The following is a 20296-nucleotide window of genomic DNA, read 5'->3' on the forward strand; positions in this document are numbered from 1 at the left end:
GCTTACGCGCGGATGCCCGCCACGCCGAAATAACCGAGCCCCGGTATCTTCACGCCGGGTCGGCTGAAATCGATGCCGGCGACAAGACCGAGAAAATTGATCTCGAAACCGCTGCGCGCACCTGCCGAAATGCCGAACAGGCCGCCGAGCGAAACGCTTGCATCCTTCCAGTCATCGGCGATGTGGTAAAACGCGCCGTCCGGCAGATAATCGCGGCCGACGGCATCCGGCGGCAGCACGACGCCTAGTTCCGGCACGCTGCGCAGCACATGGGCAACGAAGGTGTTGGAGTTGGGGCCGGGATAGATGCGGTATCCACCGGGCCTGCCATAGGGGTAATCGGCAATCGCCTTTTCGATCTTCGGGATCAGCTTTTCCGCCTCTGCGCCATGAATGGCCACCACCTGGCGCGGTGTGTTGGAATACCAGAAGGCATCCGCCGCATAACCATTGCGGCGGATCGGCGTGCCCCAACCCACCTTGTCATAGCGGTCATAGGCTTTCGCGCCCGGCTTTTTCAGCACGATCCAGGCATGACTGGCGACAGAGCCCTTGAAGCCGCCCGTCATGGCGGAAAACACGTAGACCGCAGCCTGCTCATCGGCGTCCGCCTGGGGAAGGACGCCGGACGAAGACCAGCGGGCATCGCGCCAGCCGCGCGGATGGTCCTTCATAGCCCACAGCCCGGCCGATGCCAGCGCGGGAAGCAGATAGATAACGGCAATCGCCAGCAGCAGACGTTTTGCAAATTTCACGAACAGCCCCGTGCATCGAAAAATCAATTGCGGTATCAACCACATGAAATCAGAATTTTTTGAGGCTGCGAAAATGAACAATTCCGTTACCGTCGAAGTCACCCGCGGCAACCTCGTGGAAAGCCGCCATCAGGGCCTTGCCGTGGTGGTGGATGGCGATGGCGGCGTGCTGTTTTCGGCTGGCGATATCGAGCGCGGCATCTTCCCGCGTTCCGCCTGCAAGGCCATGCAGGCGCTGCCGCTGGTGGAAAGCGGCGCTGCGGATGCGTACGGCTTCGGCAACCGCGAACTGGCGCTTGCCTGTTCCTCCCATTCCGGCGAGGACGCGCATGTGGAGCTCGCCGCTTCGATGCTGGCGAAGGCGGGCAGGGATGCCGATACGCTGGAATGCGGCGCGCACTGGTCTTCCGACCAGAAAACCATCATCCATCAGGCCCGCACGCTGGAAAAGCCGACGGCGCTTCACAATAATTGCTCCGGCAAACATTCCGGTTTCATCTGCGCCTGCTGCCACACCGGCACCGACCCCAAGGGCTATGTCGGTTACGATCACCCGCTGCAGCGGGAAATCCGCGCCACGATGGCAAGCCTGACGGGTGCTTCTCTCGGCCAGGACAATTGCGGCGTGGATGGCTGCTCCATCCCGACCTATGCCGTACCGCTCAAAGGGCTGGCGCATGGTTTCGCGAAAATGGCGACGGGCAGGGGGCTGGAAGCGGGCCGTGCGAAAGCCTCGCGCCGTCTCGTCGAGGCCTGCATGGCGGAGCCCTTTTACGTGGCGGGCACCGGCCGCGCCTGCACGAAACTGATGCAGATCGCGCCGGGAAAAATCTTCGCAAAGACCGGTGCGGAGGGCGTTTTTGTCGCCGCCCTGCCGGAAAAGGGCATTGCCATGGCGGTTAAATGCGAAGACGGCACGACGCGTGCGGCGGAAGCCATGGTTTCGGCACTGCTGGCCCGCTATTTCGATGAAGGCAGCGCCGAGCAGCAGGCTTTGAGCGGCATGGCGAACCGGCAGATGCGCAACTGGAACGGCATCCATGTCGGCGATGTCAGAGTTGTCGGGCTTTAAATAACCTTTGACGCGGCCGGTTGCGGGCACGATGATGACCTGCCCTGCGTGTGACGGCCATCCCATGGCCGCCAAGGGGCGGCGTCCGCATGAGGAAGAAACGGGCGCGTCATTGCTTTGGAGGTCGCATATCCATGTTCACACTGTTCTTTTCCCCCGGTTCCTGCTCCCGCGCCAGCCATATCGTGCTTGAGGAATCCGGCCTGCCTTACAAGGCCCACCGCGTCAATTTCGCGGAGGGCGAGCAACGCTCCGAGGCATTTTTAAAGATCAATCCCAAGGGTCGCGTGCCGGCGCTGGCCACGGCAAGCGGCGTGCTGACGGAGACGCCCGCCATCCTCGCCTTCATCGCCCAGATGGCGCCGGAAAAGAAGCTCGCACCGCTCGACGATCCCTTCGAATTCGCGCTGATGCAGTCCTTCAACGCCTTCATTTCCTCCACCGTGCATGTCGCCCACGCGCATGGCCGGCGCGGCAGCCGCTGGGCGAATGAGGATAGTTCGCTGGCCGATATGAAAGCCAAGGTGCCGCAGACCATGGGCGAGTGCTTCGAACTGATCGAGCACGGCATGCTGCACGGTCCCTGGGTTCTTGGTACGGCCTATTCGGTCGCCGATCCCTATCTTTTCGTCATGTCCGGCTGGCTGGAAAGCGATGGCGTGGATATTGCCCGCTTTCCGAAGGTGCACGACCACTTCCGCCGGATGAACGACCGGCCGGCGGTGCAGCGGGCGCTGGCGGGCGAGAGGGGCTGAGTGGCTCAGTATTTCCGTCATTCCGGCCCTGAGCCGGAATCCAGCCGACGCGCGTCTGCGCGGCGAGAAGGACCCCTTTCAGCCCAAGGGCTTGGGCTGGCTGGATGCCGGATCAGGTCCGGCATGACGAAGGGAAAAGCGGCTTAACCGCTCAGGCCGCCTCGGCCGCGCGGGTATCCCACATCGTCTTGAACGCCGTGCGTGCCTGGCAACGATCCAGCCAGTCTTTCAGCGCCGGATGGGCATCGAACAGCGGCTTGTGGCCCTGCGCGTAACGAACGATTTCCGCCGCGTTGAGATCGGCGACGGTGAAACGGTCGCCCACCAGATAATCATGGCTGGAGAGATGCTGCTCCAGCACCCGGAAGGGGCGCTTCAGCAGCCGGGCGGCGACATCGATCACGGCCTTGCCGCTATCGCTTTCCGACAGGCCTTCGGCGATGGCGGAGGAAATCTTCAGCGAATTGGTCTCGATTTCAGTGGCGGCGAAGAAGGACCATTGCAGCATCGCCGCATCTTCCTTCAGATCGATCGGAGCCAGCGGTCCGCCATATTTGCGGGCAAGGTAGAGATTGATGGCCATGGATTCGTAGAGCACCATGCCGTCATCCTCGATGCAGGGAATGGTGCCCATCGGGTTGACGGCGAGAAATGCGGGAGACAGCGTGTTGAGCGGCGCATCCGCAGCCAGCGGATCGGCAAGGCGGCGGGCCTGTATCACGGGCACATGTTTGAATTCTATGCCCAGTTCACCCGCAAGCCACAGCGTGCGCGTGGCACGGGAACGGTAGACACCGTAAATCGTCAACATCGAAGTTACCCCTTGACCAGTTCGATGCGCGGCACGTTACGGTTTCGTCGTTTTAAAGTGAAGTTGCAGATCGCCGGGGCAGCTATGATTTTTTCTGATCCGTGAAGAAGTCCGTATCCGGCGACAGACGATATTCGAAACGGTCGATAAAGCGTTCGAACAGGCGCGCGAATGTCTCCACATCCTCCGCCGGCCATCCATCCATCACGTCCTCTATGACACTCATCTTGGTCCGGCGCATTTCCTGCAAAAGACTGGTGCCGAGCGGTGTGATCTCGACGATGCTGCGGCGGCCGTCCTCCTGGGAAACGCTGCGTTTCAGCAGGCCGCGCCCCACCATATCCGCCACCACCCGGCTGCCGCGCGAAGGGTCGATGCGCATGCCCTCGGCGATCGCACCCACGGTAACATCGCCTTCCGCGCGGCGCAGAATATCGAGAACGTCGATATGGGAGAGTTCTAGACCCGGAGCGAGCTTGGCAAGCGCCATGCGGCCGATGATGCGGCGGCCGATCATGATGCGCATGCGCGTCATCGTATTGCCGATCCGCTTGATGTCCTCGGGCAGATCCTCGTTCCAGTTTTCCTCAGTCGCCACGCTTCATCGTCCCTTTCGATGCTGTTTTCCCATCACATTTAGCGGCATTAGCACAGATGTCAAAAACTTGCCATTGACATATATGTGCTGATAGCACACAAATTGTCGCAGCAAAACTGCCGGAAGCCAACGAGATTTTTCATGGATATGTCCACCGCCCCCGTGGCGCCGCTTGTGTCGGATCATCGGCGCAGGCTCATCGTCTTTCTGTTCCTGATGCTGGCCATGTTCATGGCGACCCTCGATAACCAGATCGTATCGACAGCACTGCCCACCATCGTCGGCGAGTTCGGCGCGCTGGAGCGTTTCGGCTGGATCGGCTCGGCCTATCTTCTGGCGACCAGCGCGGTCATGCCGGTTTATGGCAAGCTCGGCGATCTGTTCGGCCGTAAATATGTGATGATCGCGGCGGTCGTCATCTTCACGCTCGGCTCGCTCGCCTGCGGGCTGGCATGGTCGATGGATTCGCTGATTGCCGCCCGCGTTCTGCAGGGCCTTGGCGGCGGCGGCATCATGGTGTCGATCTTTTCCGTCAATGCGGATCTGTTCGAACCGCGCGAGCGCGCCCGCTACCAGAGCTATTCCAGCCTCACCATCATGGCGTCGGGCAGCGTCGGCCCGATCCTCGGCGGCACGATGAGCGACCTGTTCGGCTGGCGGTCGATCTTCCTCATCAACCTGCCTCTTGGCATTATCGTCATTGCAGGACTCGCACTGATGCTGCCCTATCGCCGTCCGGCGCGCCAGCCGAAGATCGATTATCTCGGTGCGGTCCTCTTGGCGGCCACCATCGCCAGCGTGGTTTTCTGGGCAGACAGCAGCGAATTGTTCGGCTCGCTCATCGCTGGCCCCAGCCTCGGCATCATCGCTTTCGCCGTCATCGCCGCTTTCCTGTGGGTGCAGGTGGAACGCCGCGCGCCGGAACCGGTCGTGCCGCTGCGTCTCTTCAAGGACAGCACCTTTCCGCTGTTGATGATCGTCTCGCTGACCAGCGGCGGCATCGGTATCGGCATGGTCAATTATTACGCCCTGTTCCTGCAGACCACGACCGGGCTTTCGCCCTCCCATGCCGGCCTGTTCTTCATCGCCGTCACCGGCGGCATCGTCATGGGCTCGCTTTCGGCGGGACGGCTGATTTCGATTACCGGCGTTTACAAGCCCTTCTCGGTGGCGGGTCTTTCCATCAACCTCATCGCCATGCTGCTGTTCACGCAGATGCATGCCGGAACGCCGCTTTGGGTGATTGCGGTCCTCATGTTGGCGCAAGGCTTTGCCGTCGGGCTCGGCCAGCAGGCGCCGATCATCGGCGTGCAGAATTCCGCACCCAAGGCGGATATCGGTGCGGCGAGCGGCGCGGTGACGCTGACCCGCATGGGTGGTGCTGCCATTGCCATATCGGTCTATGGCGCCATCGTCTCATCGAGCCTCAAGGGCGTGGCGGTCGATATTCCCGGCGTCGGCAAGATCGAGGAACTGACGCCGAAAATGCTCTCCGAACTGCCCGCCGCCTCGCAGGCGGCAGTCGCCTCGCTCTATTCGGATGCGTTTACGCCGCTCTTCTTCGCCGCAGCCGCAACCGCCGCCATCGGCCTTGCGGCGGCGCTGATGCTGAAACCGGTGCGGTTGCCGGCGGCGGTGCAGGCGAAGCCGACCGAAGGAGCAGGGGAGTAGTGACATATAGTCGTAAGGCTGGCGTAAATCCCAGCCTTACGCAGCACTCAATGATTTTTCGACGGCCAGTCGGAAGCCCAGCGCATGCAGGACTTTCTGCACGGTTTCATAGCGAAGCTTCGAACCGGGCTTAAGTGCTTTGTAGAGGCTTTCGCGACCCAGACCCGAAGCATCCGCAACATGTGACATTCCGCGCGCCCTGGCGACCGCGCCAAGGGCGGCAATGAAGACATCGGGGTTTTCGTCTTCCATTGCGACCGCCAGATATTCGATCATGGCTTCATCGCTATCCAGATAGTCTGACACATCGAATTGGCTAAATTCCGTCACGGCCATCCCTTCCTATTGTCTGTGCCATCCCGATTGCGCGTTTTATGTCCCGCTTTTGCGAAGACTTGTCCCCGCCGATCAGAAGGAAATAAATCCTCTTGCCAACGCGAGTGAAATAGACCCGATAACCGGGACCGAAGTGGATACGCATTTCTGAAACGCCTCCACCCACCGGCTCACAATCGCCGAAATTCCCATGCTCCGCCGCCGTGAGACGATGAAGAATCCGCACCTTGCCGGCACGATCTTTCAAAGCCTTCAGCCATTCGTCGAACTCCGCCGATTTCTCGAAGCTGTTCATGATCACATGTATCCGATTGGATACATTTCTGCAAGTTTAAATCCCATGGCGACCCCGTAAGCCGGTCGTGCGTTGGCGTTGCGCCCGCGAACTTCGTACCAAAACTCCATATAGCCCCGGCTCAACGCCGAAATGACGGGCGGCAAAACAAAAACACCGCCGCTGGAAATTTAACGCCCGTTCCGCGTTATTCTCGCAGCACTTTACATTCGCGCGGGCGGCCCTATCTCAATGAATATGAAGCCGGAACAGCTCCTGAATTCCACGCCCAAGGGCCTCTATTGCCCGGCGGGCGATTTTTATATCGATCCCGTGCGCCCGGTGGCGCGGGCGCTCATCACCCATGGCCATTCCGATCACGCCCGCGCCGGCCATGGCGCGGTGCTGGCCACGCGCCAGACGCTGGATATCATGCGTATCCGTTACGGTGAGGATTTCTGCGGCAGCGAGCAGGCGGTCGCTTTCGGCGAGAAGGTGGAGGTGAACGGCGTCACCGTCGGTTTCCATCCCGCCGGCCATGTGCTGGGTTCGGCGCAAATCTCGGTGGAAATGAACGGCCTGCGCATCGTCGCGTCTGGCGATTACAAGCGCGGCGTCGATCCCACCTGCGCACCCTTCGAGACCGTTCCCTGCGATGTCTTCATCACCGAGGCCACCTTCGGCCTGCCGGTGTTTCACCATCCGCTGCCGCGCGTGGAAATCGGCAAGCTGCTCACCTCCATCAAACAGTTTCCCGAACGGACCCATCTTGTCGGAGCCTATTCGCTCGGCAAGGCGCAGCGCGTCATCAGGCTTTTGCGGGACAACGGTTATTCCGATCCCATCTATATTCACGGCGCGCTGGCGCGGCTTTGCGATTATTACGTTTCGCAGGGTATCGATCTCGGCGATCTGCGCCCGGCAACGCTTGAAAAAAGCGATCCTTCCGCCTTCAAGGGCGCGATTGTCGTCGGTCCACCCTCGGCTTTTCAGGAACGCTGGGCGCGGCGCTTCAACGAGCCGCTTATTGCCTTCGCTTCCGGCTGGATGATGGTGCGGCAACGCGCCAAACAGGGCGGCGTGGAGCTGCCGCTGGTCATATCGGATCATTGCGACTGGCCGGAACTCCTGGAGACGATCAGGGAAATTTCCCCGCAGGCCGTCTGGGTCACCCATGGCCGTGAGGAGGCGCTGGTGCGCTGGTGTCAATTGCAGGGCATTGCCGCCAAGCCGCTGCATCTTGTCGGCTACGAGGATGAGGGGGATTGAGATGAAAGCCTTCGCCACGCTGCTCGACCGCCTCGTTCTCACTCCCTCGCGCAACGGCAAGCTGAAGCTGCTGACCGATTATTTCCGCGATACGCCCGATCCCGACCGGGGTTACGGGCTGGCGGCGATTGCCGGCACGCTGGACTTGAAAAGCGTCAAACCCGCCCTGCTGCGCGAGCTGGTGCTGGAGCGGATGGACGAGGTGCTGTTTCGCTATTCCTATGACTATGTCGGCGATCTTGCCGAAACCATATCGCTGGTCTGGGGCAATATCGGCGGCGCGGATGACGCCGAGGCGCAGGACCCGCGCCTTGGCGACGTCGTCACATTGATGAATTCGCTCGGCCGTACGGAGGTGCGCAGCGCGGTGCGCGATCTGCTCGACCGGCTCGATACATCCTCGCGTTTCGCTTTCCTCAAACTCGCCACCGGCAGCCTGCGCATCGGCGTTTCGGCGCGGCTGGCACGGCAGGCGCTGGCGGATTTCGCCGGGAAAGACATCACCGAAATCGAGACCCTCTGGCACGGGCTGGCACCGCCCTATACGCCGCTTTTCGCATGGCTTGAGGGGAAATCCGGGCGGCCGGTGCTGGCGACGCCCGCCATCTTCCATTCGGTGATGCTGGCGACGCCGGTTTCCGATGGCGACCTCGATGCGCTGGACCCGGCTGATTACGCCGCCGAATGGAAATGGGACGGCGTTCGCGTGCAATTGTCCCGCGCCGGGAGCACGCGAAAACTCTATTCGCGCTCCGGCGACGATATTTCCGGCGCCTTTCCCGATGTTCTTGACGCGATTGATTTCGAAGGCGTGATGGATGGCGAGTTGCTGATCGGCGGCACAGCGCGCTCCAACAATCTCACCCGCACCTTTTCCGACCTGCAGCAGCGGCTGAACCGCAAGTCGGTCACAGCGAAGATGCTGGATGATTATCCCGCCTTCATCCGCGCCTATGACCTGCTGTTCGAGGGCGAGAGCGATATTCGCGCGCAGACTTATCTGGAGCGCCGCGGCCGCCTGTCGGACATTATCGAGCACGCCCCGCATGATCGTTTCGACCTCTCGCCGCTGATCGGGTTTTCCAGCTGGCAGGAACTCGACACGCTGCGCGCCGCCCCGCCCGATCCGGTGATCGAGGGTGTGATGATCAAGCGCCGCGACAGCGCCTATCAGGCCGGCCGCGCCAAGGGGCCGTGGTTCAAGTGGAAACGCGATCCCTATAACATCGACGCCGTGATGATGTATGCGCAGCGCGGCCACGGCAAAAGGTCGAGCTATTATTCCGATTTCACCTTCGGCGTCTGGGCGGAAGGCGAGGATGGCGAACAGCTGGTGCCTGTCGGAAAGGCCTATTTCGGCTTCACCGATGCGGAGCTGGAGGTGCTGGACAAGTTCGTGCGCGACAATACGGTCGAGCGTTTCGGCCCGGTGCGGGCGGTGCGCGCCACGCCGGATTTCGGTTTCGTGCTGGAGGTGGCCTTCGAGGGCATCAACCGCTCCACCCGCCACAAATCCGGCGTCGCCATGCGCTTCCCACGCATTGCGCGGCTGCGCGCCGACAAGCTGCCGGCGGAGGCGGACAGGCTCTCGACACTGGTGGCGATGATCGATGGTGTGGAGGGGTAGGGCGCCTTGGCCGCCCCGTCATCCTCCGTGGCAGGCACGGGAACGGGGAAGACGCTGTCCAGAAATTGCCATGATGGCTGCGAATACATTGTTGTCATTCGCGAATCCGTGATTGGACAGCCTCCCGCCGCAGTGTTGAACTGCTGTTACAACCATCCCTTCAGGTGACCATATGGCAGACAAACGCTTTCTTTCCTCAGCCTTCGGACAGGAAGAGAGCGGCACCATCTTGCCGAGCCTGACGCGGCGAAGCCTGCTGGCCGGCGCCATGGGGCTGTCGGCGGCCGCATTTTTACCGCTCCGTGCGAAAGCGGGCGTTGCCGCGCCCGAGGTGTTGCCGCTGGAACGGCAGGATTATGCGGAGGCGCGCAAACGGTTCCACACTCATCTTTTGCGAAAAATGGCTGCGCCGGAAAAATCCTCGGCGCTCGGCACGCCGCCCGGGGCGGAACGTGTCACCTATCCCGGCGGACCGGATGGCTCCATCGAACTTGTCGCCTGGCTCTCCCACTACCAGCCGTCAAAAACGCTGAAGCCCGCCGTACTTTTCCTCCACGGCGGCAACGCCACCGGAGACGGCCATTGGGCGCTGATGAAGCCCTATTGGGAAGCGGGCTATGTCGTGCTTCTGCCGTCCTTCCGCGGTGAAAACGGCCAGAGCGGCAATTATTCCGGTTTCTACGACGAAACGGCGGATGCGCTGGCGGCGGCCACTTATCTGGAAAACCTTCCCGGCATCGACAGAAACCGCTTCTTCATCGCCGGCCATTCCAATGGCGGCACGCTGACGCTTCTGGCCGCCATGAGCCGCAGGTTCCGCGCCGCGGCACCCATCTCCGCCGGCGTCAATTCCTGGCGTTATTTCAACCGCTATAGCGACGAGATCTGCTTCGACGAGACCGACGAGCGCGAATTCATCATGCGCTCCTCCGTCTGCTTCGGACCCAGCCTCAAATGTCCGGCACTGCTTCTGCGCGGCACGGAGGAACGGCCTTTCGACGCCGATCACCAGCTTTTCGTGGATCGCGCCCTGACATCCGGCTTCAAGGTCGACAAGAAGCTGTTGCCCGGCACCCATAACGGCGTGGTGCCGCATGCGGTGGAGGAAAGCATCCGCCTTTTCAACGCCTTCGTCTGAAATGCAAACTGTGCCGCTGTTTAGGAACGTTTGAGGTTCAGGAGCAGGTCCGGCCAAACCGCTTCGCACGTACCGGAGATGCCCTAGTTCTTGACGATGGACGTCTTGGCCTGCTCCGCCCACCATGCGCCGTCTTTTTTGTCGGCATATTGGGCGCGCTTGTTGGTGAACTGACCCTGGGTGCACATCTCGCGGTAATTGCGGACCGGAAGCCCCAGTTCCTTGACGACGGCATGCACCACTGTCGGGCCGGTCATGTCGTAGACGCTGGCGAGCGTTCCGTCTTCGATATTCTGGGAGATACGGTCGGCCATCAGCCTGAGCGCCGGGTGGCCGGGCCTGGAGGCCATGAAGTAATTCGTGATCTCGCCGCTTTTCATGGCGATGAAAACGGCCTCTTCCTGCGGATCGATCACATCCTCGGGGCGGGCCGCAAAATTGGAATCGATATCGAGATAAATGCCGCCTTCCTGCAGCAGCACCAGAATACGCCAGAAATCCGCCTTGGCGGCGCCCACCTGCAGGCGACGGAAGGCGTCGGCGTAACGTCCGGGAAAATGCCGGTCGATATAGGTCTGGCACGCCTCGTCATCATGGTAGCGATATTCGAATTCCGGCGTCAGCCAACGGTTGAACAGGAAATTCGCATAGATCGGCGTCGTTACCCGGTTGGAGTAATTCGTCTGCCAGATGATGCGGGGAATGGCCTTTTCCGATTTCGGGCTGCGTCTGGCAGGCTGATACTGCGGAAGCGTCTTTCTTCTGCCGGGCCGGATGAACAAATCGATGGAAAAGATGACCTTGGCGATGTTTCCACCGATCTTGATCGCGCGGTACGCGATGCGGTTATAGCCATGCTTTGCCAAGTTCAGCGCTCCTGCGCGTGGAATCGATTGTCACGCGCGTGGAAACGGCGGTACGCGGTATTTATTGGACGCAATTAGTTTGTCAATATGCCGTAAATGAGACGGCCGGGCCTCGATTGACGAGACCCGGCCGTCTTGCACGCAAATGGAATGTCAGCCCTTGTTGCGGTTGAAATAGCCGAGCAGCCGCATGGCATTGGCGGTGACCAGAACCGTCGCGCCGGTATCGGCGAAAACGGCGAGCCACAGGCCCGAAACGCCGGTTACAGTGGTGACAAGGAATACCGCTTTCAGGCCGAGCGCGATGGTCACGTTCTGGCGGATATTCAGCATGGTGGCGCGCGACAGGCCGATCAGGCGGGCGGCGTCGCCGACATTGTTGCGCATCAGCGCCGCATCCGCCGCTTCCATCGCAACATCGGTTCCGGAACCGATGGCGACGCCGACGCTTGCCGCCGCAAGGGCCGGCGCATCGTTGATGCCGTCGCCCACCATCACCACGGTCTTCTTTTCGGCAAGCTTGCGGATTTCCTCGACCTTGTTCTGCGGCAGCAGTTCGCCACGCGCCTCAAGGCCCAGCTTGTTGCCGATGGCACGCGCCGTGCGGGCATTGTCACCCGACAGCATCAGCGAGGAAATGCCCATTTCCTTCAGCGCTTTCACGCCTTCGGCCGCATCCTTGCGCGGCTCATCGCGCATGGCGAAGAGGCCACTTGCCGCCCCGCCAGCCATGACGACAGCCACCGTCTTGCCTTCGCTTTCCAGTGCGGAAATGCGATCGGCCAGTTCCTTCGCGAGGGTGCCGACCTCCGTTGCAAAGCGCGGTGCGCCGATGAACAGGTCTTTCCCGCCGACATTGCCCTGCATGCCGCGGCCGGAAATCGCCTTGATATTGGAGCCGGGCAGGGGCTTCACGCCCAGCTTTTCGGCATGATTGACGATGGCGCGGGCGAGCGGATGGCTCGATTCGTGCTCTATGGTTGCGGCTTGCGCAATCAGCTCGGCCTCGTTGCCGTCAAGCGCCACCACATCCGTCACGACAGGTTCGCCGAGCGTCAGCGTGCCTGTTTTGTCGAAGGCGACGGTCTCGGTGCGCGCCAGCATTTCGATGACCGCGCCGCCCTTCACCAGCATGCCGTGGCGTGCCGCAGCCGAAAGGCTGGAGGCTATTGCCGCGGGAACCGAAATGACCAGCGCGCAGGGGCAACCGATCAGCAGCAGGGCGAGACCGCGATAAATCCACGTATCCCAGTCACCGAGGCCGGCCAGCGGCGGCACGATGATGGTGAGCACGGAAATCGCAACGATCAGCGGCATGTAATAACGCGAGAAGCTCTGGATGAAGCGCTCGGTCGGCGCGCGCGCATCCTGCGCTTCCTCGACAAGCGTGATGATGCGGGCAATGGTGTTGTCTTCCGGCGCGCGGTCGACACGGATGCGCAGCGAGCCGTCATGGTTGATCGAGCCGGCAAAGACGCGCGCGCCCTTTTCCTTGGCGACGGGAATGCTTTCGCCGGTCATCGGCGATTCATCGACGCTGGACTGGCCTTCCATGACAACGCCATCGGCGGCGATACGGTCGCCGGGCCGCGCCACGACCACCTGGCCGATACGCACCTGATCGGCGGCGATCTGCCGAAGCGCGCCGTTTTCTTCCACCAGAGCCGTTTTCGGCAGCAGGGAACCAAGAGCCTTGATGCCCGAGCGTGCGCGTGCGGCCGCAAAGCCTTCCAGCAATTCGCCGACGGAGAAGAGCAGCACGACGATGGCCGCCTCTTCCGCCTCGCCGATGATGATCGCGCCGATGGCGGCAATCGTCATCAGCATTTCAATGGTGAAGACCGCGCCGAAACGGGCGGCGTTGAAAGCGTTCTTCGCGATGGGGAAAAGCGTGACCAGCGTGGCGATGATGAAGGCGTAACCGCCCCATGCCGGGAAGCTCAGTTCCGCCGCATAGGCGATGGCGACCAGAACGGTGCCGGTGAAGGTGTTGCGCGCCTTTGCGGTGCGCCACCACGCGCCTTTTTCATCCGCGCCATGGGCATGTCCCACTTCCGCGCTCTGGGCTGCAGCCACTGGAGCGGAGCCATGCGAATGGCCCGCATGGTCGTGGCCGGAATGATCGTGACCAGAATGGTCATGCTTGGAGTGGTCATGATCATGCCCGCCGCAGGACGCGTGATCGTGTGCGGAATGGTCATGCCCCGAATGGTCATGATCTGAATGATCGTGATCGTGGTGATGGCCGCCGCATGACCCGTGGTCATGATCGTGATTGTGATCTGCGGCCTTTTCTCGCGCGGTCTTTTCCTGCGGCAGCAGGGCGGGTTTGAATCCGAGCTTGCGCAGCGTGTCTTCGATTTTTTCGACCGGGGTTTTGCTTTCGGCCAGCGAAAGGTTCAGCCTTTCGCGCGCAACGGAAACCTTGACGTCGGCAACGCCGGGCAGGCGGGAAAGCGCGGTCTCGATCTTGGCGGCGCAGCTGCCGCAATCCATGCCGCCGACCGAAAAGGTCAGCGCATTGCTGCTGTCGGCGCTCGCTCCGGTATCGGCATGGTGGCCGCCGCAGGACGAATGATCGTGGTCATCATGACCGTGGCCGTGATGATCCGCTTCGACTTTTGCGCGGGAGACTTTTTCCTGTGGCAGCAAAGCGGGTTTGAAACCGAGTTTGCGCAGCGTGTCTTCGATTTTTTCGACCGAGGTTTTGCTTTCGGCCAGCGAAAGGTTCAGCCTTTCGCGTGCAACGGAAACCTTGACGTCGGCAACGCCCGGCAGGCGGGAAAGCGCGGTTTCGATTTTCGCCGCGCAGCTGCCGCAATCCATGCCGCCAACGGAGAAGGTCAGTGGCTCCCCGTCTTTGCCCTTGATGTTTATGCCTGTCGAAATATTCATGGTTTCCGCTCCTGAATTCCAGTCGACAGCCAATCTGGCACCTCTAGCAACTAGAGCTTCAAGAGCAAAAATGCGGTTTTTCGATTTTTTTTGAAAAACCGACGCCAGCCTCGCGCCAGCCGCACGGTTCATCATGCCGGCAGATTGGATTCCATGAAGCGGTTCAGATGATAGCACTCCTTTTGAAAAACGGTCGCCGGGCGGCCTCTCTGGCGGGGCTTGCCCTGCTGCCTCTCATGAGCGGCTGCCTTTTCGTGACGGATACGACCCGGATGGACCCGGATGTTTTCGTCAGGGAAACGGCGCCGGTATTCAATTTCAACTCCGTCAGCTCCAATCGCCAGCCGGAACTGCCGCCGCAGCCGGGCCAGCTTTCGACGCGCCCGCCGGATCTGTTCAGAACCCGCTTCCATCAGGAATACGGTCCGCCGGTGCGCGGGCAGGGGCTGCAAGCCCCGCAGGTGCAGGGTTCTAACGCGCAGCAGCCGCAGGGCCAGACGATGGCCTATGGCCTGCCTGTCTCCAATCCGCTGCACCGGGTCATGTATGGCCCGATCCGCGATGAGGACCGCTCGCTGCCGGCCATTCCCTATGGCCGCATCGATCCGCGTTATCTGAGGCAGGAAGTGAGCTACCAGACGGCGGAAGCCCCCGGCACGATTATCGTCGATACCAGACAGCATTTTCTCTATCTCGTGCAGTCCGGCGGCAAGGCGATCCGTTACGGCGTTGGGCTGGGGCGCGACGGTTATGCCTGGTCGGGCCGTGGCAAGATCCAGTGGAAGGCGAAATGGCCGCGCTGGACGCCGCCCGATGAAATGGTCAAGCGCCAGCCGGAGCTCGCCTCCATCTCCGCCGCCAATGGCGGCATGACGCCCGGTCTCAACAACCCGCTCGGCGCGCGTGCGCTTTATATCTTCAAGGATGGCAAGGACACGCTTTACCGCGTGCATGGCACGCCGGACTGGCAATCCGTCGGCAAGGCGACGTCCTCCGGCTGCGTGCGCATGCTCAATCAGGATGTGATCGATCTCTACGAGCGTGTGCCGCAAGGGGCGCAGATTGTGGTTATCTGAACACGTTCTAAAAGAAAGAGATATTGGACCCATTCCGCCAGCGCCTTGTGACTGGCTTTTAGCGGTCGGTTAACTATTTTCGCAATACGCATGAAACGGAACAAATGACGTACAACGGCGATATAGCCGTTCGAAATGTGGGACAAACCGGCCTTATGACAAGCACCGACACAGATCTTTCCAGACGCACCTTCCTTTCCCTTCTCGGCATCTCCTCCGCTTCGCTTCTCGCAGGCTGCGCCTCGTCGGGCACGGGAGACGCCATTCGCCAGCAGGCGAGCGCCATCGGCAGCGATTTCCGGCAGATGTTCTCGCCGGGCGTCAGCGATGCGGAACTGGCCGTCATGTACGGCTCGGTTGAGGATGGCGGTTACGTCATTCCCGCCGTCCCCTATCAGAAAATCGACCGCCGTTATTACCGCCAGCGGGTTGTCGACCCGACCGGCGAACGTCCCGGCACCGTGGTTGTCGATACGCGCTCGCGCTTCCTTTATGTGGTGGAGCAGGGCGGCAGCGCCATGCGTTATGGCGTCGGCATCGGCCGCGAAGGTTTCGCCTGGTCGGGCGAGGGCGTCATCCAGTGGCGTCAGAAATGGCCGAAATGGACCCCCCCGGACGAAATGGTCGCCCGCCAGCCGGAACTGGTCAAATATTCCTCCAAGAACGGCGGCATGCCGCCGGGCCTGAAGAACCCGCTCGGCGCACGCGCCCTTTATATCTTCCAGAACGGCAAGGACACGCTCTACCGTCTGCACGGTTCGCCGGAATGGAACTCCATCGGCAAGGCCGTCTCCTCCGGCTGCGTGCGCCTGATGAACCAGGATGTCATCGATCTTTACGACCGCGTGCCGCAGAAGGCGCGTGTGGTGGTCTGGCAGTAAGCCGGACTTCCCTTGCATAAGAAGGCGGCCTCTGGGGCCGCCTGGTGTTGCTCCGGGTGGCGAAACGATGGGCGAAAATGTCTCATCCGCACACCGTCACCCCGGACCTGATCCGGGGTCCAGCGCGATCAAGTCCTTGATCGCAAAAGACTCTTTCACGGCGCAGACGCGCCGTGGCTGGATGCCGGATCCAGTCCGGCATGACGTGGAAATGTTGCGCCCTGTTTTTTTCGAGATCACTGACGGCTGAGACTGTCCTTCAGCGCATTCACCCGGTCGCGAATCTGCACCAACTCTTCCAGCCCGCAGCCGGTGGCGCTGCCGATTGCCGCCATGATCTTCACGCCCTCTTTTTTGAGGTTCGCGCCCTTCGGCGTCAGGGCCACCAGCACCTGCCGCTCATCCACCGTGCCGCGCTTGCGGGTAATCAGCCCCGCATGTTCGAGCCTCTTCAGCAGCGGCGACAGCGTGCCCGAATCGAGGCCCAGCATTTCGCCGAGCGCCTTGACGGTAGATGTCTCTTTTTCCCATAGCGCCATCATCACCAGATATTGCGGATAGGTCAGCCCGATCGGGTCGAGCAGCGGCTTATAGGCGCGCGTGAAGGCGTGTGCCGCGCCATAAAGGGCAAAACATATCTGCTGGTCCAGCCTCAACAGGCTTTCCATTTTCTTCTCGTCGCCCTCTGCGTCCATTTTCCTGCTCCAAAATCAACCGGGAAGGGAACAATCAGCCCCCGCTTTCGGTTCCTGCCGCATGGATGCGCGGCGAAATTTCGTGAAAATTATCGCAAAAAACAAAATTTCATTCAATGCGCAAAACTATATTGCGCACAATTTAATTGTGCGTTATAAGATGCCCAACACCAACCCGAAGGAGTAAATGTCATGCCCATTCTCTACACGACCAAAGCATCCGCCACCGGTGGCCGCGCCGGCAACGCCAAGTCGGAAGACGGCGTTCTCGACGTGACGCTGACCGTTCCGAAGGAGCTGGGCGGCGATGGCGCCCGTGGCACCAATCCGGAGCAGCTTTTCGCAGCCGGTTATTCCGCCTGCTTCCTGGGCGCGCTGAAATTTGTCGCCGGCAAGGAAAAGGTAAAGATTCCTGAAGACACGACTGTGACGGCAACCGTCGGCATCGGCCCGCGCGAAGACGGCGGCGGCTTCGGCATCGAAGTGTCGCTGAAGGCCAATATTCCGGGCGTCGAGCGCGAAGTCGCCGAAAAGCTGGTTGCCGCCGCTCATATCGTCTGCCCGTACAGCCACGCCATGCGCACCTCCACGGAAGTGCCGGTCTCGGTGGCCTGATCCAATTCGCGTGAGCAAGTTATCTGAACAACGGGGCCGGGTTCATCCCGGCCTTCTTGTTTTCAGAAAGAAAAATGCTATATTCTTTCCAAGGAAAGGATATGCGTCATGAATATTCACGCCAAGAGCGCCATGGATCCGGACTCGCAGGGCAGGGTGGTCACCAAGGCCGTTATCGCCGCCGCCGAGCGGCTGGGTCTGAATGCCGCGCGCACGGCTGATATTCTCGGCGTTTCCGCCCCCACCGTGTCGCGCATGAAACGGCTCGATTTCCTGCTGGAGCCGGGCGCCAAATCCTTCGAGCTTGCGGTACTGCTGATCCGGGTTTTCCGCTCGCTGGATGCGATTGCCGGCGGCGATGAGGCCGTGGCGAAAAACTGGCTGCGCAATCACAATGTTGCGCTGAACGCCGTGCCTGCCGACAAACTGACCACCATTACCGGATTGATCGATGTCCTCTCCTATCTGGACGCCCGCCGCGCTCCTGTCTGAAAAACGCGCCGTATCGGGAAAATACTGGCGGCTGGTGGAAGCGCAGCATCAGGTCTCCACCATGAAACTGGTGGATACGGTGGAGGAGCAATCGCTGCTGGAAGATATTCTGGAGACGAGCAAGCGGCCGTTTCCGCCGGAATGCGCCGGTTTCGATTATCTTCTCGCCACGCCCTTCCGGTATGGAGCCGCCTATCCGCACGGTTCGCGCTTCCGCCGCGCGGGCTATACCGAGGGCGTTTATTACGCCGCCCAGAAGGTGGAGACGGCGCTCGCCGAAATGGCCTTTTACCGGCTGCTGTTCTATGCCGAATCGCCGGGCACGCCGCTGCCTGCCAATCCCGCCGACTATTCCGCCTTCGCCGCCCGTATCGCTACCGATGCGGCGCTCAACCTGACGAAACCGGAACTGAGCCGGGATGCTCGCCTGTGGACCGATCTGCAGAATTACGAGCCATGCCAGACGCTGGCCGATCAGGCACGTCTGGCGAAGATCGAGGCTATCCTCTATCGCTCGGTACGCGACCCCGCCGGCGGCCTCAACATCGCGGTTCTGTCGCCGAAGGCTTTTGCCGCGAAGACGCCGGTGGAACGGATGAGCTGGCGTATCCACCTTTCGAAAACGGGGGTGCAGGCGCTCTGCGAATTTCCAATGCGCAGAACGGGTTTTGCTGTTTTGGATTTCGCCGGCGATCCACGCCTCGCCAGCCTTTTGGGCTGACGGGCGTTTGCTTTTCAAGACCGTCAGGCCGAAGCGAAAAATCCTTCCGGATCGTCGACTTCCACCAGCCTGCGCTTGTCGATCAGCCAGAAGCGGGTTCCGACAGCCCGCACGAAACTCCTGTCATGCGAGACGAACACGCAGCTGGCCTCGCGGCTGATGATTTCCGCCTCCAGCGCTTCCTGCCCCTCAATATCCAGATGGTTGGTGGGCTCGTCCAGCAGGTAGAAATTCGGCTCCGCCAGCCGCAGCGCCAGCATGGCAAGCCGGGCCTTCTGCCCGCCGGAAAGGGCGGCGATGCGACGTTTCTGCATTTCCATGTCGATCCCGGCGCCCGCGAGCAGGCCATGGATGCGCTGGTCGCCAATATCGAAGCGGCGGGATAGCAGCGAAACGGGCGTGCTGTCGTCATCGATCTCGGCGAGCGATTGATCGACATATCCGGCCACCAGCGAGGGCGTGGCCTTGATGCCGTCTATCTGGCCTGCGCCCGATACGGCCGCCTGCAGAAGCGACATCAGCCGTGTCTTGCCGACGCCGTTGCGGCCGAGAATGACGATGCGGTCCCCCTGACGGACAAATTGCCGGCCGGTGCGAAACAGCACTGTTCCGTCCGGCGTCGAGACCGGCGCATCTTCCAGAGTGACCAGAACCCTGGCACGGGTGCCGCGATTGGCGAGCTGGATCTTGCCGGCGGATCGCTCGATATGGGCGGGCCGCGCCTTTTCCTCGATCTTTTCCGCACGCTCACGCAATTGCTTGGTCTTGACGGTCAGAAGATCGCTGCCGGAATTGATGCCGATATTGTTGAGCTTGGCGGCCTGACGGCGCAATTGCTGGGCGGTTTTCATGTCGCGCTGGAAACGCCGCTCATCGGCGGCATCCTCCTCTTCCAGCACCGCCCGTGCGTGGCCATAGGGCAACCGGAACAGCGCCGAATTTTCCGGCCGCAGGAACAGCGTGCTCCTGGTGACATTGTCGAGGAAGGCGCGGTCATGGCTGACGATGATGACAGCCGTATCGCGCGGCAATTCACCGAGCCAGTTTTCCAGCACATTGATTTTTTCGAGGTCGAGATGGTTGGTCGGCTCGTCGAGCAGCAGCACATCCGGCTCGGTGATCCATGCCCGGGCCAGCATGGCAAGCCTCTGCCAGCCGCCGCTCAGCTCTTTCAGGCGGCGCTCGCGGAACGGTTCCGGCACCAGCATGGCGTCGAAAATAATGTCGGCACGCCAGCTCTCGCTGTCGATCGTGTCCGCCGGCAGGGCGGAAAGCACAGCGTCCCGCATCGTCTGTTCCATCAGCGGTGAGGGCAGATGCTGGTGGACGATGGACTGCGTCAGTCCGCGCAGCCGGGTGATATCGCCGCTGGTGGGCTCCATGTCACCGGAAAGGCAATGGAGCAGGGTGGATTTACCGCAGCCATTGGCGGCGACGATGCCGATGCGGTCTCCCGCATTCACCGTGAGGCTGAGATTGGAAAAAAGCGGCTTGCCCAGAATGATTCCGAGGTTTCGAAGCGTGATGATGGTCATGAAGTCGTCTCTGGCAAGACGGACCCGCGACGAACCGTGGTCTGCCACAGGCAGTACGGGGTTTCGGTTCGGGGTGATCCGTCGTGAAAACATGCGCAACGGCAGACAAGCTGCATTCTGCGCGGCCTTTTGGGCAAACCAGAGTGTTGGTTGTTCCGGTCAGCCCTGCAAACGTGTCTGCAGGGCAAAAAGGTGGCAGAGCTGACGATTGCGC

Annotated in this window: 20 protein-coding genes; 11 read left to right on the forward strand and 9 right to left on the reverse strand. The window is 61.3% G+C overall.

Annotated features, from left to right (window positions below; translation table 11 throughout):
• Window positions 1-2: 2 nt before the first annotated feature.
• Entirely contained in the window at window positions 3-755 is a 753-nt protein-coding gene (locus FGF54_RS02655; RefSeq protein ID WP_168207982.1) for a DUF3750 domain-containing protein, read from the reverse strand.
• Window positions 756-828: 73 nt separating this feature from the next.
• On the opposite strand from FGF54_RS02655, the gene FGF54_RS02660 reads away from it, so the two are divergent.
• Window positions 829-1827 (forward strand): asparaginase, encoded by a 999-nt coding sequence (locus tag FGF54_RS02660; protein WP_142778852.1) that lies wholly within the window; start codon window positions 829-831, stop codon window positions 1825-1827.
• 134 nt (window positions 1828-1961) lie between these two features.
• Window positions 1962-2582, forward strand: coding sequence for a glutathione S-transferase family protein (locus tag FGF54_RS02665; protein WP_078051121.1), 621 nt, complete (start codon window positions 1962-1964; stop codon window positions 2580-2582).
• A 151-nt stretch (window positions 2583-2733) separates the two neighbouring features.
• Here FGF54_RS02665 and FGF54_RS02670 read toward each other — a convergent pair whose 3' ends face one another.
• A complete protein-coding gene (locus tag FGF54_RS02670) occupies window positions 2734-3393 on the reverse strand; it encodes a glutathione S-transferase family protein (RefSeq protein WP_142778853.1) in 660 nt (219 codons plus the stop codon).
• A gap of 82 nt (window positions 3394-3475) precedes the next feature.
• Window positions 3476-3991 (reverse strand): MarR family winged helix-turn-helix transcriptional regulator, encoded by a 516-nt coding sequence (locus FGF54_RS02675; protein ID WP_142778854.1) that lies wholly within the window; start codon window positions 3989-3991, stop codon window positions 3476-3478.
• A gap of 141 nt (window positions 3992-4132) precedes the next feature.
• Here FGF54_RS02675 and FGF54_RS02680 point away from each other — a divergent pair, with 141 nt between their 5' ends.
• Window positions 4133-5662 carry an MDR family MFS transporter gene (locus tag FGF54_RS02680; RefSeq protein ID WP_168207983.1) on the forward strand — a complete coding sequence of 510 codons (1530 nt, stop codon included), beginning with the start codon at window positions 4133-4135 and terminating at the stop codon, window positions 5660-5662.
• A 36-nt stretch (window positions 5663-5698) separates the two neighbouring features.
• Here the strand turns inward: FGF54_RS02680 and FGF54_RS02685 are convergent, their stop codons facing one another.
• Window positions 5699-5998, reverse strand: a complete 300-nt coding sequence (locus FGF54_RS02685; protein WP_080833761.1) for an addiction module antidote protein — start codon at window positions 5996-5998, stop codon at window positions 5699-5701.
• Complete coding sequence (locus FGF54_RS02690; protein ID WP_137003032.1) at window positions 5979-6293, reverse strand: type II toxin-antitoxin system RelE/ParE family toxin; 315 nt, start codon at window positions 6291-6293, stop codon at window positions 5979-5981. Before FGF54_RS02690 ends, FGF54_RS02685 begins: the two co-directional genes overlap by 20 nt.
• 237 nt (window positions 6294-6530) lie before the next feature.
• Between FGF54_RS02690 and FGF54_RS02695 the strand changes: the two genes are divergently transcribed.
• From FGF54_RS02695 to FGF54_RS02705, 3 genes are all read left to right on the forward strand, one after another.
• Window positions 6531-7541, forward strand: a complete 1011-nt coding sequence (locus tag FGF54_RS02695; protein ID WP_142780109.1) for a ligase-associated DNA damage response exonuclease — start codon at window positions 6531-6533, stop codon at window positions 7539-7541.
• A 1-nt stretch (window position 7542) separates the two neighbouring features.
• Window positions 7543-9168 (forward strand): cisplatin damage response ATP-dependent DNA ligase, encoded by a 1626-nt coding sequence (locus tag FGF54_RS02700; protein ID WP_142778855.1) that lies wholly within the window; start codon window positions 7543-7545, stop codon window positions 9166-9168.
• Between the two features lie 172 nt (window positions 9169-9340).
• Entirely contained in the window at window positions 9341-10306 is a 966-nt protein-coding gene (locus FGF54_RS02705) for a S9 family peptidase (protein WP_125144687.1), read from the forward strand.
• A gap of 83 nt (window positions 10307-10389) precedes the next feature.
• Here FGF54_RS02705 and FGF54_RS02710 read toward each other — a convergent pair whose 3' ends face one another.
• Window positions 10390-11172: a glycosyltransferase family 32 protein gene (locus tag FGF54_RS02710; protein WP_168207984.1), complete on the reverse strand. Its 783-nt coding sequence runs from the start codon at window positions 11170-11172 to the stop codon at window positions 10390-10392.
• Window positions 11173-11325: 153 nt separating this feature from the next.
• Window positions 11326-14067, reverse strand: a complete 2742-nt coding sequence (locus FGF54_RS02715; RefSeq protein ID WP_142778857.1) for a heavy metal translocating P-type ATPase — start codon at window positions 14065-14067, stop codon at window positions 11326-11328.
• Window positions 14068-14234: 167 nt separating this feature from the next.
• Between FGF54_RS02715 and FGF54_RS02720 the strand changes: the two genes are divergently transcribed.
• Complete coding sequence (locus FGF54_RS02720; RefSeq protein ID WP_078051114.1) at window positions 14235-15143, forward strand: L,D-transpeptidase; 909 nt, start codon at window positions 14235-14237, stop codon at window positions 15141-15143.
• 155 nt (window positions 15144-15298) lie between these two features.
• Window positions 15299-16024 carry a L,D-transpeptidase gene (locus FGF54_RS02725; RefSeq protein WP_065654265.1) on the forward strand — a complete coding sequence of 242 codons (726 nt, stop codon included), beginning with the start codon at window positions 15299-15301 and terminating at the stop codon, window positions 16022-16024.
• A gap of 236 nt (window positions 16025-16260) precedes the next feature.
• On the opposite strand, the gene FGF54_RS02730 is transcribed toward FGF54_RS02725, so the two are convergent.
• A complete protein-coding gene (locus tag FGF54_RS02730; protein ID WP_142778858.1) occupies window positions 16261-16719 on the reverse strand; it encodes a MarR family winged helix-turn-helix transcriptional regulator in 459 nt (152 codons plus the stop codon).
• Window positions 16720-16911: 192 nt separating this feature from the next.
• Between FGF54_RS02730 and FGF54_RS02735 the strand changes: the two genes are divergently transcribed.
• The 3 genes from FGF54_RS02735 to FGF54_RS02745 all read left to right on the forward strand — a co-directional run bounded on the left by FGF54_RS02735 (window position 16912) and on the right by FGF54_RS02745 (window position 18547).
• The gene (locus FGF54_RS02735) at window positions 16912-17334 is read left to right on the forward strand and encodes an organic hydroperoxide resistance protein (protein ID WP_003509379.1); all 423 of its coding nucleotides are present in this window, start codon (window positions 16912-16914) and stop codon (window positions 17332-17334) included.
• A gap of 108 nt (window positions 17335-17442) precedes the next feature.
• A complete protein-coding gene (locus FGF54_RS02740) occupies window positions 17443-17826 on the forward strand; it encodes an MbcA/ParS/Xre antitoxin family protein (RefSeq protein WP_142778859.1) in 384 nt (127 codons plus the stop codon).
• Window positions 17786-18547: an RES family NAD+ phosphorylase gene (locus FGF54_RS02745; protein WP_168207985.1), complete on the forward strand. Its 762-nt coding sequence runs from the start codon at window positions 17786-17788 to the stop codon at window positions 18545-18547. The genes FGF54_RS02740 and FGF54_RS02745 overlap by 41 nt, the downstream gene beginning before the upstream one ends.
• A 23-nt stretch (window positions 18548-18570) precedes the next feature.
• On the opposite strand, the gene FGF54_RS02750 is transcribed toward FGF54_RS02745, so the two are convergent.
• The gene (locus tag FGF54_RS02750) at window positions 18571-20082 is read right to left on the reverse strand and encodes an ABC-F family ATP-binding cassette domain-containing protein (protein WP_142778860.1); all 1512 of its coding nucleotides are present in this window, start codon (window positions 20080-20082) and stop codon (window positions 18571-18573) included.
• Window positions 20083-20296 lie beyond the last annotated feature (214 nt).

Source organism: Agrobacterium sp. T29 (assembly GCF_006970545.1).
In the GTDB taxonomy this organism is placed as follows: Bacteria; Pseudomonadota; Alphaproteobacteria; order Rhizobiales; family Rhizobiaceae; genus Agrobacterium; species Agrobacterium leguminum.

Bases quoted from the DNA above. Each gene is read 5' to 3' on its own strand.
- FGF54_RS02730 (WP_142778858.1), bottom strand. From the start codon at position 16,719: ATGGACGCAGAGGGCGACGAGAAGAAAATGGAAAGCCTGTTGAGGCTG.
- FGF54_RS02745 (WP_168207985.1), top strand. From the start codon at position 17,786: ATGTCCTCTCCTATCTGGACGCCCGCCGCGCTCCTGTCTGAAAAACGC.
- FGF54_RS02705 (WP_125144687.1), top strand. From the start codon at position 9,341: ATGGCAGACAAACGCTTTCTTTCCTCAGCCTTCGGACAGGAAGAGAGC.
- FGF54_RS02685 (WP_080833761.1), bottom strand. From the start codon at position 5,998: ATGGCCGTGACGGAATTTAGCCAATTCGATGTGTCAGACTATCTGGAT.
- FGF54_RS02750 (WP_142778860.1), bottom strand. From the start codon at position 20,082: ATGACCATCATCACGCTTCGAAACCTCGGAATCATTCTGGGCAAGCCG.
- FGF54_RS02725 (WP_065654265.1), top strand. From the start codon at position 15,299: ATGACAAGCACCGACACAGATCTTTCCAGACGCACCTTCCTTTCCCTT.
- FGF54_RS02670 (WP_142778853.1), bottom strand. From the start codon at position 3,393: ATGTTGACGATTTACGGTGTCTACCGTTCCCGTGCCACGCGCACGCTG.
- FGF54_RS02665 (WP_078051121.1), top strand. From the start codon at position 1,962: ATGTTCACACTGTTCTTTTCCCCCGGTTCCTGCTCCCGCGCCAGCCAT.
- FGF54_RS02735 (WP_003509379.1), top strand. From the start codon at position 16,912: ATGCCCATTCTCTACACGACCAAAGCATCCGCCACCGGTGGCCGCGCC.
- FGF54_RS02700 (WP_142778855.1), top strand. From the start codon at position 7,543: ATGAAAGCCTTCGCCACGCTGCTCGACCGCCTCGTTCTCACTCCCTCG.
- FGF54_RS02695 (WP_142780109.1), top strand. From the start codon at position 6,531: ATGAAGCCGGAACAGCTCCTGAATTCCACGCCCAAGGGCCTCTATTGC.
- FGF54_RS02720 (WP_078051114.1), top strand. From the start codon at position 14,235: ATGATAGCACTCCTTTTGAAAAACGGTCGCCGGGCGGCCTCTCTGGCG.
- FGF54_RS02740 (WP_142778859.1), top strand. From the start codon at position 17,443: ATGAATATTCACGCCAAGAGCGCCATGGATCCGGACTCGCAGGGCAGG.
- FGF54_RS02660 (WP_142778852.1), top strand. From the start codon at position 829: ATGAACAATTCCGTTACCGTCGAAGTCACCCGCGGCAACCTCGTGGAA.
- FGF54_RS02690 (WP_137003032.1), bottom strand. From the start codon at position 6,293: ATGAACAGCTTCGAGAAATCGGCGGAGTTCGACGAATGGCTGAAGGCT.
- FGF54_RS02680 (WP_168207983.1), top strand. From the start codon at position 4,133: ATGGATATGTCCACCGCCCCCGTGGCGCCGCTTGTGTCGGATCATCGG.
- FGF54_RS02715 (WP_142778857.1), bottom strand. From the start codon at position 14,067: ATGAATATTTCGACAGGCATAAACATCAAGGGCAAAGACGGGGAGCCA.